This is a genomic window from Deinococcota bacterium (assembly GCA_030858465.1).
GTDB lineage: Bacteria > Deinococcota > Deinococci > Deinococcales > Trueperaceae > JALZLY01.
The window spans coordinates 1-11,243 of sequence record JALZLY010000333.1 but is presented as its reverse complement, the minus strand read 5'-3'; the positions used below and the strand labels follow the sequence as shown (position 1 = coordinate 11,243).

The 11,243-nt window shown below is 64.9% G+C and carries 12 protein-coding genes; 3 read left to right on the top strand and 9 right to left on the bottom strand.

Annotated elements, in window-relative coordinates; all coding sequences use genetic code 11:
• The 9 genes from M3498_16510 to M3498_16470 all read right to left on the bottom strand — a co-directional run.
• A partial coding sequence (locus tag M3498_16510; GenBank protein MDQ3460874.1) for a hypothetical protein occupies window positions 1–667 on the bottom strand: 667 nt, incomplete at its 3' end.
• A 102-nt stretch (window positions 668–769) separates the two neighbouring features.
• Window positions 770–2,335 (bottom strand): sugar dehydrogenase, encoded by a 1,566-nt coding sequence (locus M3498_16505; protein ID MDQ3460873.1) that lies wholly within the window; start codon window positions 2,333–2,335, stop codon window positions 770–772.
• A 276-nt stretch (window positions 2,336–2,611) separates the two neighbouring features.
• Window positions 2,612–3,664: a cysteine hydrolase gene (locus M3498_16500; GenBank protein MDQ3460872.1), complete on the bottom strand. Its 1,053-nt coding sequence runs from the start codon at window positions 3,662–3,664 to the stop codon at window positions 2,612–2,614.
• A gap of 87 nt (window positions 3,665–3,751) precedes the next feature.
• On the bottom strand, window positions 3,752–4,369 hold the full coding sequence (locus M3498_16495; GenBank protein MDQ3460871.1) for a glycoside hydrolase family 15 protein: 618 nt from the start codon (window positions 4,367–4,369) through the stop codon (window positions 3,752–3,754).
• On the bottom strand, window positions 4,366–4,761 hold the full coding sequence (locus tag M3498_16490) for a DUF5911 domain-containing protein (protein ID MDQ3460870.1): 396 nt from the start codon (window positions 4,759–4,761) through the stop codon (window positions 4,366–4,368). The genes M3498_16495 and M3498_16490 overlap by 4 nt, the downstream gene beginning before the upstream one ends.
• Before the next feature lie 5 nt (window positions 4,762–4,766).
• Entirely contained in the window at window positions 4,767–6,134 is a 1,368-nt protein-coding gene (locus M3498_16485) for a mercuric reductase (protein ID MDQ3460869.1), read from the bottom strand.
• Window positions 6,135–6,291: 157 nt separating this feature from the next.
• Window positions 6,292–6,993 (bottom strand): bifunctional dihydropteridine reductase/dihydrofolate reductase TmpR, encoded by a 702-nt coding sequence (gene tmpR, locus M3498_16480; GenBank protein MDQ3460868.1) that lies wholly within the window; start codon window positions 6,991–6,993, stop codon window positions 6,292–6,294.
• A 34-nt stretch (window positions 6,994–7,027) separates the two neighbouring features.
• Window positions 7,028–7,234, bottom strand: coding sequence for a hypothetical protein (locus M3498_16475; GenBank protein ID MDQ3460867.1), 207 nt, complete (start codon window positions 7,232–7,234; stop codon window positions 7,028–7,030).
• The gene (locus M3498_16470; protein ID MDQ3460866.1) at window positions 7,227–8,072 is read right to left on the bottom strand and encodes a CDP-alcohol phosphatidyltransferase family protein; all 846 of its coding nucleotides are present in this window, start codon (window positions 8,070–8,072) and stop codon (window positions 7,227–7,229) included. The genes M3498_16475 and M3498_16470 overlap by 8 nt, the downstream gene beginning before the upstream one ends.
• Before the next feature lie 80 nt (window positions 8,073–8,152).
• On the opposite strand from M3498_16470, the gene M3498_16465 reads away from it, so the two are divergent.
• The 3 genes from M3498_16465 to M3498_16455 all read left to right on the top strand — a co-directional run.
• Window positions 8,153–8,971, top strand: coding sequence for a glycerophosphodiester phosphodiesterase (locus M3498_16465; GenBank protein ID MDQ3460865.1), 819 nt, complete (start codon window positions 8,153–8,155; stop codon window positions 8,969–8,971).
• A gap of 178 nt (window positions 8,972–9,149) precedes the next feature.
• Window positions 9,150–10,196 (top strand): response regulator, encoded by a 1,047-nt coding sequence (locus M3498_16460; protein MDQ3460864.1) that lies wholly within the window; start codon window positions 9,150–9,152, stop codon window positions 10,194–10,196.
• Window positions 10,197–10,572: 376 nt separating this feature from the next.
• A partial coding sequence (locus M3498_16455) for a DUF4397 domain-containing protein (GenBank protein ID MDQ3460863.1) occupies window positions 10,573–11,243 on the top strand: 671 nt, incomplete at its 3' end.

Sequence of the window (11,243 nt, the reverse complement as noted above, 5' to 3'; positions counted from 1 at the left end):
TGGGGTTGCGCTTTTGCACGGCGGTGTCGGCGGGCAGGGCGCGGTCGTCACCCACGGTGAGCATTTCGGTGTCGGCGAGGCCGGTCTCGTACTCGATCTCGCCCTCACTCACGTAGATGTACTCGGGACCCGGATGGGAGTGGACGGTGGTGGCGCTGTCCATCATGGGGAGATCGACGAGGAGAAAGCGGAGTGCGGCTGGGCCGTCGGGCAGGCCCGCGAGTTCGCCGCTGCTAAAGGCCACTTCGGCGCCCTCGAGCTCTTCGGGCAGTTCCGCCTCGGGATCGGCCAAGACGATGTGCCAGAGGCCCGCGCCGCTCTCGAGCATGACCTCGCTGCCCGCGGGCACGAAGACCGCCTCGCCGGGCTCGAGGGTGACTTCCTCACCGTCGGCGCTGGCGCCGTGTGAGCCCTCGTGGGCGTAGAGAAAGCCGGGTGCGGGGCTGGTCACGCTGATTTCGCCGTCGATACCGCTAAGGTCGAGGGCGATCCAGGCCAAGGGGCCTTCAGGTAAGGAGTCGAGTTCGGTCTCGGCGAGGGCGGTGGTCTCCGCGCCCATACCCGTCATGTCCATGCCGCCCATGTCCATCTGTGCTTGGGCTTGGGACGAGGCCGCCATGACCATCATGCCGGTGACGAGCGCGAATAGCAGGGTTGCTCTTTTCATCGTGACTCCTTTGTTGAAAACTGGGAAACTCTGTCAAGGCGCGAAACCGACCCGAGGCTTGGACAGTCTAGCCCCAGGTCGCGCCGAAGAATGAGGCTGGGTCTACTGACCGCTGCCGCGGCTGACGCGCCAGACCGCGCCGGTGCCCGCGATGTAGTCGTAGGGGGGCTCGAGCTCCATGTCGATTTCCACCACGCCGTAGTCGACGATGTACATGGCGCCGTCGGGGCCGAACTTCACGTCGAAGGGGCGCTCCATGCCCTCGCCGAAGGGGTCCTGCTCCGAGGCGGGGCCGGGCAACTGGTTGCTGACGAAGGGCGTCAGCTCGCCCGTGGCCGGGTCGATGCGCACCACCCGGTAGCCGACCGGCTCCTCGCGCAGCGGGTTGGTGGGTGGCGCCAGGTCGCCCCATTCGGCGACGAAGAGATGACCGGCGAAGTCGCCCCACTCGGCGGGGGCCACGTCGAGCTGCGACGGCGAGGAGTTGAAGGGGTGAAGGCCGACCACGTCCGCTTGGTCAGGCGGGGTGAGGCCGCTGGCCTCATGGTCGATCACGAAGGTGAGCGTCCGGCCGAGTTCCTCGTCCTCGCCGCGGACGACGGGCGGCTGCGCGTCCTCTTTCGCTTCCTCGGGGATGTCAAATCCAGGATCGGTAAGGGGTTCACGGGCGGCGGAGAAGTCCGGGAAGCCGTACCACACGCCCTGGCGCACGCGCAAGGTGGCGTCATGCTCGTCTTGAACCGGGCGGGCGCCGCGGATGTCGTAGCCGTTTTCGCCGACGAACATCTCGCCCGCTTCGTTCCAGGTGATGCCGATGGGCTGGCGCATGCCCCAGGCGAAGCGCTCGAGGCTGCCCTCGGCGTCGGCGGGGTCAAAGGAGAAGACCGCGCCGCCGCACTTCTCTTCACCCGGTACCACCTGGCCCGGCTGCGTGACCTCGCCGAAGGGCACAAAGGCGCCGGTCAGGACCATCGGGCCTTCTTCGTCCTCACCGTTTTCGTCCTCGTCCATGACCCTGAAGTCCGGAACCATGAAGTTGTGCCCGAGCAGCGTGAGGTCTTCGCAGGGCACCGAATGCAGGTCGGGGTTCAGCATGATGAAGGGACCGACGTCGGGGCCCATCACGCCCGAGTTGCCCGCCTGGCCGACGCCGAAGTAGAGGCGGCCGTCGGGGCCGACTTCGATGCCGTTCATGAAGTGCTCGGCGCGAGCGTCGCGAAAGCCCGTGAGGATCTGCTCGACGCTGCCGTCCATGGCGACGCGGGAGACCGCGCCCGTCATGTCGTTCATGTCGCGGTGGGTGATGTAGAAGTGGCCGTCATGGAAGGTCAGGCCGACCACCGGCGGAATGAGGTGCTCGCTCAGCTCGAGGGTCTCGACCACCTCGCTGTTGTCGATGCGCAAGAGGCGCGAGGGCTCGAGCTGCTCGGGCTGAAAGCCGCCGCCCGCCTCGGCAATCCACATCCGGCCCTGGTCGTCCCAGGCGACGGAGGTGGGGAAGGTGAGGCCGTCAGCGACCCTTTCGGCCGTGAAGCCCTCGGGGAGCTCGAGGATGGTCGCGGGGGTGGTTTCGGTGGTTTGGGCCAGGCCGAGCGTCAGAGAGACTAGGATGAGGCTGAGGAGTGCCAGGCGAAGGGACGATGTATGGCGCCGTGAGTCCTTGGTCATATGAAGATTCTCCTGTTGAGGGAAATGGCGTAGCCGCAGAAGGTGATGCTGAGGCGATGGGAGATGAAGGGACATGCCTCCTTTCCGGGAGTTGATCTTTACAAGCTTAGGGAGAATCACAGGCCGGCTCCGTCAAATACAATACCGGCGGACGCCGTTTTTTGCGTTCTGTACGCGAATTTCAGCCTAGACTACGCTTTGCTCGTGGAGTATGGGCGCTAAGACCAAAGTGATCCTGCGAGGTTCCTCGAGGTGAGGTAGGCGAAGACGTGCGCTTCAGCTCCTTTCAGTCTGGGCCGAGCCTTGGTGGCGAGTGGGCGCCCGAGAGCCGTAGAGCTTGTCTACCTCGGCGGCAGGGAGCCCTTGCTTCTCCTCGGTGGTCCTCCTGGTCGGCGGCTCCTGCCAGGGCATCGTCCCAACGACAATCTTGGGCACGTTGACGAAGACGGCGGTGCCCGAACGCCTCACCACGGTCTCCAGGGGAATGTAGGTGTCGCTGTGGAAGATCATGCCGCGGGGCACTAGCATATAGGCTTCGCTGTCGCCGCTTGCCTGAGCGACCTCCTTGACCGTACCGATCTCGCCGTGGTCCGAGCCGAGGACGGTGTCGCCCTCCTGGACCGCGGTGCGGGCCTCGGCCGAAGCGTCCAAGGCCTCCAAAAACTCCTCAGCCTTCATAATGCCGTTGGTGAGCATCGGGAAGTTGATGTGGATGGCGGCCTCGTAGGAGGGGACGTTGGTCGAGCCGATGGCGTCGGAGAGGAAGGTGACGTCGTAACCCGCTTCCATGGCGTGCCTGCCGGTGCTCTCGCAGCAGAGGTTGGCGGTCATCCCGGCGATCGCCAGATGGGTGATGCCAAGGCGCTCCAAGTGCTCGGGTAGGTCGGTCACGAAGACGTCGCAGCTCTTGTGGGGCAGGAGCACGATGTCGCCCGCCTCGGGTTGCAGGTCGGGGTGGAAGTCGGCGCCCCAGGAGCCCGCTAAGAACATCTTGTGTTCGTACATGATGCGGTTGATGGCGCTGCGGCGGTGCAGCTCGTGCTCTTTGTAGTCTTCTTCGGTGTAGGCCATGGGGCCGAAGAGAACGGGGATGCCACGCGCACGCGCCCCCTCGATCGCGCGCTTTAGGTTCTCGATGACGTTCACCATCTTGAGCGTTGACTTGGTCATCTCATAGGCCGCGCCGCCCTCGGAGAGAAAGTCGTTCACCGGGTCGATGACGAGGAGCGCCGTCCGCTGGGGCGGAAAGGTGACACTCTCCTCTCCCTTCGAGAGGTAGGTGGCGTTTGCGCCTCTGCTGCCGGACTGTTCAGGGTTGGTGTTATCCATAGCGCCTCCTTGGCATCTAGGTTAGGCATAGCGCTTCTTTTATTTCCGTCAAGCTGAATACCAATCGTCCCTGTCGGCCCGCACCGACTAGGCCTGCTCGAGCCTCTCCCTCAGGTCCACCACCGCGCCGATAAAGGCGGCGTGGACAAAGGTCTGCGGGAAGTTGCCGAGCATCTCGCCGCTTTCGGGATCGAGCTCCTCGGCGAAGAGGCCGAGATCGTTGGCGCCCGCGAGGGCCGCGTCCAGAATGGCCTGGGCGCGTTTGGGGTCGCCGCGCATCACCCAGTACTGCGCCACCCACAGGGTGCCGGCCAAAAAGGCGCCCTCCTTGGCACCAAAGCGCTCGAGGTGGCGGCGGTAGAGGTGGCCCGCCGCATGGTCGCGCTCCAGGGCGTTCATGGTGGCGAGCATCTCCGGACTGTCGGCCTTGGTATAGGCCCAGATGGGAAAGAGCGCCGCCGACACGTCCACCGCCTCGCCGCCCGCCACCGCCGCGTAGGCGCCCTCGCTGGTCAGGCATTCGCGGGCCACGAAGTCGCGGATGGTTCCTACCGCCTCGCGCCAGCGTCGCCACTGCGGCTCGCTTTCGGCAAAGTCGGCGAGCGAGTCCAGGCCGCAGGCGACGATCACCTTGCTGGCGGTGTATTGCCGCCTTTCGCGTTCCTCCCAGGGGCCGTAGTCGGGCTCCTGCCAGTGCTCACTCAAAAAGTCGGCCAGCGCGGAGACGGCGCCTCGGAAACGAGCCGGCAGAGACCGCGCGGTGTCCTCTCGCCCAGCGGCATGAAGTCGGTGAGGGTCAGCTCGCCTCCCGTCAGCGCGAGCCGCGTCTCGAGCACCCCGCTCTCCTCTTGGTAGCGGCGGCCCGTGGGGGAGAGGTCCGCTCCCTCGAGCGTCCAGGCTCCGCCCCGTCCCGCGTCCAGGAGCGCGGCCAGGAGCGAGGGCTCATCGAAGCGTCCCGGGCAGTACCAGACGACCGCGCGCGCCCTGGTGACCAGCGCGACCGTGCGCCGGTCGCCGATCAGGCCCAGGTCGCGGATATCGGGCTGTAGGAGGTCGGGCTGTAGGATATCGGGCCGTAGGAGGTCGGGCTGTAGCACTCTGGCTAAGCGAACTCGCCGAGCGCGCTCTGCACCGCTTCGGCCAGGGTGGGATGGATGTGCAGGGCGTTCTGGATGACCGTGTAGGGCGCGCCTGCGTTCATCAGGTCGATGTACATATGCACCAGCTCGGCGCCCTCGGCGGCGAGCACTGCCGCGCCGAGGATGTTGTTGCCGCCCTCTTCCGCGATCACCTTGATAAAGCCCTCGCTTTCACCGATCTCGCGCGCCTTGCCGTTCTTTTTCATCTCGTAACGCGCGACCTTGACCCTCTTGCCGGCCTCGCGCGCTTCCCCCTCGGTCATGCCCACCCGGCCCAGCTCGGGGTCGGTGAAGACCGCGTAGGGCACGACCCGGTTGGTGGTGCGCGCGCCGCCCTCCAGGAGCTGTGACTCGAGCACCCGGTAGTCGTGGTAGGCGGTGTGGGTGAACATCGGCCCGCCGCGCACATCGCCCGCGGCCCAGATACCTGGTACATTGGTGGCGAGGCGCTCGTCGGCCTCGAGGATGCCCTTGTCGGTGATCTTGACGCCGACGGTCCCCAACCCCAAGTCGTCGGTGTTGGGCTTGCGGCCGGTGGCGACGAAGAGGTGACTGGCGTCAATAGCCTGGTCGCCCTCGAGCGCCACGCGAATCCCTTCGCCGTCGCGCGCGACGCGAGCGACCTTGGCGCCCAACTTGAAGGTGACGCCCTCGGCCTCCAGGAGGCGCCGCAACGCTTCCGCGACCTCCTCGTCCTCGTGGCCCAGAATCTGCCTGTTGCCCTCGACGACCGTCACCCGGCTGCCCATGCGGCGGTAGAACTGGCTCATCTCGACGCCGATATAGCCGCCGCCCATGACGACCAGGTGCTCGGGCAGCCTGTCCTGCTCGAGCCAGTTGCCGGCGTGGATGATCTCGATATCTCCCAGTCCCTCGACCCTCGGGACGAGGTCGCGGGTGCCGGTGTTGACGACCACCTGCTGAGCGCTGACCTCCTGCTCCCCCACCCTCAGCCTGAAGCCCCCCGCGGCCTTGCCGGTAAAGCGGGCGTGACCGCGCAGGAGCTTGGGGTTGTCGCCCGCCATGCTCTTCTCGAGCCCACTGCGCGACTCCATCAGGATGTCCTTGGCACGCTTTAGGACGGCCCCGAAGTTCACCCTGACCTCGGGAATCTCCAAGCCGAACTCCGCGCCGCGCCGGGCCAGCTGGGCTACTCGCGCCGAGGCCAGGACGGCCTTGGTGGGCGTGCAGCCGAAGTTGACGCAGGAGCCGCCTAGGTGCTTGCGCTCGGCCAGGGCGACGCGCCTGCCGGCCTTGGCGAGCGCCTGCGCTAGGGGAATCCCGGCCTGGCCGCCGCCGATGATCAAAAAATCGTAGCTCGAGTCGTTCATCGTCATCTCCTTGTCGTCCAGCTATCGTTCTTTTGTCGTTCAGCCTTTTGTCGTTCAGCCTTTTGTCATTAAGCCTATGCGACATCGTCTAGACTACGCGACGGGGGTCGTGGCCTCGGTCAAGCCGTGTACGCGCTCGCCGCTTTGGGCTCGAGGGTTAGAGATTCCAGCCCCCGGCGACCTCCAAGTTGGCGCCGGTGACGTAGCGGGCCTCGTCGCTCAAGAAGTAGCGCGCCGCCGCGACGAGTTCAATCAGGCTGCCCTCGCGGCCCATCGGCAACTTCGGGGGCTTCGTCACGCTGTTCTCCATCACCCCCGGACTGATCACGTTGACGGTGATGCCACGCTTCGCCTCCGCGTGAGCGAGCGCCTTGCTGTAGAGGATCACCCCGGTCTTGGCGATCGCGTAGGCCACGACGCCCGGTCTGGCGACCAGGTTGTGCGCGCCCGCGTAGCCGATGTTGAGGATGCGCCCGCCCGCCCGCATGAGCGGGACGGCGGCCTGACAGGTGTAGAAGGTGGCGTGCAGGTTGCTGTCGAACATCTCGTGCCAGCTTTCCAGGCTGTGCTCCGCCAGCTTGCCCTTATGGTAGTTGCCGACGTTGTTGACGAGCACGTCCAGGCCGCCGAACTCCTCGTGCGCGGCGGTAACGAGTCCATGGGCCTCCTCCGGTTTTGTCACGTCGGCCTGGAGCACGAGTGCCCTGACCCCGTGGCCGCGCGCCTCCTCGGCGACGCCTTCGGCTTCCTCGAGGCTCGAGCGGTAGTGCACCGCCACGTCGTAGTCGTCCTCCGCTAGGGCGAGCAGGAGGGCCTTGCCGATGCCCTTGGCGGAGCCGGTGACGAGGGCGGACGGCATCAGCGGTCCTCAAAACAAACGGCGGTCGGATCATTCATGCCAACTCCTCCAGGTGATCTTTGCGCTCGAGAAAAAAGCGCACCAGCGTCCGCGTGGGCGCGTTCAGGGGATAGTCTAGCGCGCGCCTGGGCTCGAGCCAGGCGTAGGCCTCGGCCTCGTCGTTCAGCCTGACGAACAACCCCCGCCCCGACGGGCCGATGACGAGCGCGCCGACGGTCGCCAAGGCACGGGTTTTAGCCACGCTGCCTCAGGTAGCGCCGGAAGCTCAGCGCCCGCGCGAGCTGGACGAGGAGGACGTAGAGCGCCTGAACGAAGAGGCTGATCACATAGCCGTAAGGCAGCCCGATGAGCAGAAAGAGGCTCAGCCCTACGAGCTGGGTGCTGAGGCCCAGGTTGACGAGCGGCGCCGTCGAGATCATACCGTTCCAGACTAAGCGCCAGCCCTCGGGCGCGTCTGTAGGCTGCTTCCCGCTCAGGCGCGCGAAGATGGCGCGGTCGAGCCGCTCGAGGAGGCGGTCCTGGGGCGCCAGGACGAGGCCGTAGAAGCCGCGAAAGGGCGCGATCAACCAGCCGGGCGCGCCCGCTTTTGCATGCTGCCCCGGCGGCTCACCCTCCTGGCGCGCCTCGCGGTAGAGGCGCTGGGCGTTGAACCGAAGCGACAAGATGAGTATGAGGAGACCGTAGGCGACGAGGGAAACGAGCAGCGAACCGTGCGCGGCGAGCGCCAAGAACAGCGCCAGGTTGACCAACGTGTCTAAGACCGTGTCGAGGTAGCGCCCCATCACCGTAACCTGGCCGGTGGCGCGGGCGAGCCCGCCGTCGACGTTGTCGAGAACGGTCTTGACGAGGAGCAAGAGCGCCGCTAGGAGCCAGAGCGGGTAGCTGGCGCGGGCGATGAGGAGGGCCGCCAGGAGCCCCAGCGCGCTGTGCAGGACGACGATGAGGAGTGGGTCGAGGCGGTAGGGCGCCAGGGCGCGGATGAGCGCCAGCGCCAGGGGCGCGACCAGGCGCATCACGGTTTCGCTGTCCGGTCGGACCTTCTGAGCCGCCGCCTTGGTGGGCACGCGCCACTCTATCACCCAGCACGATCACCCGGCACGATCACCGGCATGATCCGGTCTCCCGATCGCGCGAGCCCGGCGCGGTAAGCTCGAGAGCAATGGGAAGCTCGTTGCTGCTCCTGGTCTTGCTGCTCCTGGTCTTGCTGCTTGTCTGGTTTGGGCCCGCCTGGTGGCCCCGGCCGCTCCCGGGGGTGACGCGCGGGCGGCCGCTGCTCATCGGCCACCGCGGTGTGCGCGGTCGGCTGCCGGAAAACAGCCTGGCCGCCTTCGAGGCGGCCTTCGGGGCCGGTCTGGACGGCATCGAGTTCGACGTGCAGAGGAGCCGTGACGGCGCGCTGGTGCTCTACCACGACCTTTACCTGCCCTCGGGCGAGAGGGTGACGTCGCTGACCCTGGAGGCGCTACAACTGGAGGCGCTACAGAGGGCGGACGCGACCATGCCGACGCTGGGGGGGCTGTTCGCGCTGGCGCGGCGCTATCCCGGCAGGCTCTTGAACCTCGAGATCAAGGCCCAGGGCTTCCGCGCCGCCGGGCTCGAGCAGGAGGTGGTCCGGCAGGTGCGGGCTTCTGGCCTGGCGAGTCGCGTGCTCGTCTCGAGCTTCAACGTTTGGTCCCTGCTCAAGGTCAGGCTGCTGGCCCCCGAGCTCCGCACCGCGTTGCTCTTTGCGCCCAAGCTACCCCTTCTGCTCCCAGGCGTGCTGGCGGCTCTGTTGCACGTCGACGCCCTGCACCCCAACGAGGGGCAGGTGGACGAGGGGCTGATGACGCGGGCGCGGCGGCGCGGGCTCATGGTCAACGTCTGGACCGTCAACGAGGCGGCGCGGGTGCGCGAGCTCTTGGCTCTGGGGGTAGACGGTGTCATGGCCGACGACCCCGAGGCGCTCCTGCTTGCAGCAGGGAGAGAGCCGGAGCCGTGATGCAGTGTAGATGCAGTGTAGATGCAGTGTAGATGCAGCGTAGATGCAGCCATGAAAGGGGCTTGTGGGGAATGGGCGGCTTCGTGGCTGCCTCACCTCAAACCATTCCCAAAACAGCCATCTCAAAACAGCCATCTCAAGACACCACGGGCGAGCGCGGCAGGGTAAGATTCGAGCTATGCCGATACCCCTCGTCCTGGCCGTCGATGACGATGCGGCCATTCTCAAGCTGATCGACCTCAGTCTGGCGGAGACGGGCTACCGGGTGATGACCTTCAGCGACCCCCAGGAGGCGCTCGCCCGGCTCGGCGGCGGCTTGCGCCCCGACGTGATCGTCTCCGACGTGTCCATGGCCGAGATGGATGGCTTCGAGTTCTGCAAGAGGGTGCAGACGATGGCCAACTTGGACGTGCCCTTTCTCTTTCTCTCCGCCATGACCGAGCGCAGCCACGTCCGCCGAGGCATGAGCCTGGGCGCCGACGACTACCTCACCAAGCCCTTCGCGCCGGATGACCTCGCTCGCGCCGTCGGCGTGCGCCTGCAGCGCGTGCAGGAGCTCAAGCGGCCGGTCGAGGGGCTGATCGCGGTCACGGCGATGGCCAGGGTCCAGGTGAGCCGCGATGGTCGGCTTCTGGTCTGGGACTCGCAAAAGGCCTTGGAACTCTTTTTCTACCTGCTGGAAAACCGCGCCGGCGTGACCACCTGGCAAGTCGCCGAAGCCCTCTGGCCCGGCAAGAACGAGGCCAAAGCCAGTTCATCCTTTCACACTACCCTCTACCGGCTCAGAAAGGTGATCGGCGACGAGCTCGTCGAGTCGAGCAACCGCCGCTACTACCTGCACAGCCGCTTCGACGTCCACTACGACGTGGGGCAGTACCGCCAGCTCAGCGTAAGGGCCAGGGAGCTCAAGACCCCGGCCGCCTTCGAGGAGGCCCTGGCCGCTTACCGGGGTGAGTTCCTGTCCGGCTTCGACTCGCCCTGGATTCACGACATGCGCCAGGCGCTCAAGGACGAGCAGACGGCGTTCCTGCTCTTCGCCGCCGCGGCCTCGCTGGCCGCGGACAAGCCCGAAGCGGCCATGGGGTTCTTTCGCCGGGCGACCGAGCACGACCCCCGTTCGCAGGCGGCCTGGCAGGGCTTGGGCGACGTGCTCGAGCGCTGCGGCCGCGGCCGGGAGGCTGGCGAGGTCTTTGAGCGGGCGGTAGCTCTGGGTGAGAACGATTAGCGCCAGGGCCGACGCGCCTTAATCAAAAGGATTTTCGAGATATCACTTTGGGCCATCTCCATTTCACTCTGCTAAAGTCTTGCAGTAACTGTTCAGGGGGTATAAGGCGAGAGGAAGTACTATTGATAGTAGGTATAAGCCCATGCGGTACAATTGGTTGACTTTCCCGAGAACTTCTCAGACACGCCGTGCTCAATTGCTTTTGTTGGGACTCGCTCAAAGTCAACCTATAGGTCATGAACGGTTACGTCTTGCATAGCTCTTGGAAGCAAAAGCTGAACCATTACCAGGTGACTTGCACCCCTGATGCATGTTATCTATTGCCCTTCTACGGATAAAGTTGTATTGTCTTTAGAAGTAGGAAAGGAGAATTCACATGAAAAAACTACTCATAGTGATGTTGATGACAATCTATGGCATGATATTCGCGCAGCAAGCTGAGGAGCCTGCTGGAAATGCTCAGGCGATGGTGCGGGTAGCCCACCTCGATCCGGACACACCCGAGCTCGAGATTAGCGTTGATGGTGAGTCGAGCTTTGAAGTTGTTGCTTTTAGAGCGGTGAGTGACTACCAGCCTGTGTCCTCCGGCACCGTGAATATAACTGTTTTGGTTGAAGGTGAAGAAGTCGCCAGCGACTCGCATGATTTTGAAGCTGGTCGCCACTACACTCTGGTCGTGCTGAGCGGCGTAGCTGAGGCAGTTGAAGATGCAGTTGAGGAAGAAACTGAAACAGTTGAAGAACCAGAGGAAACGCCTGCAGAAGCGGCTGAAGAAGTAGGCGAAGAAGTACCTGAGGAAGAAACTGAAACAGTTGAAGAACCAGAGGAAACGCCTGAAGAAGCGGCTGAAGAAGTAGGCGAAGAAGTACCTGAGGAAGAAGCTGAGACAGTTGAAGAAGTTGAGCAAGGGTTACGTGTTCTCATTTTTACGGATGAGGTGACAACCCCTCCTGGAGAGGATGAGGCTCTCGTCCGGGTGCTTCACGCTTATTCCCCTGCTGATGACGAAACTAGGGAGGAAGGAGTAGATTTTGCTCCATTCAGCCC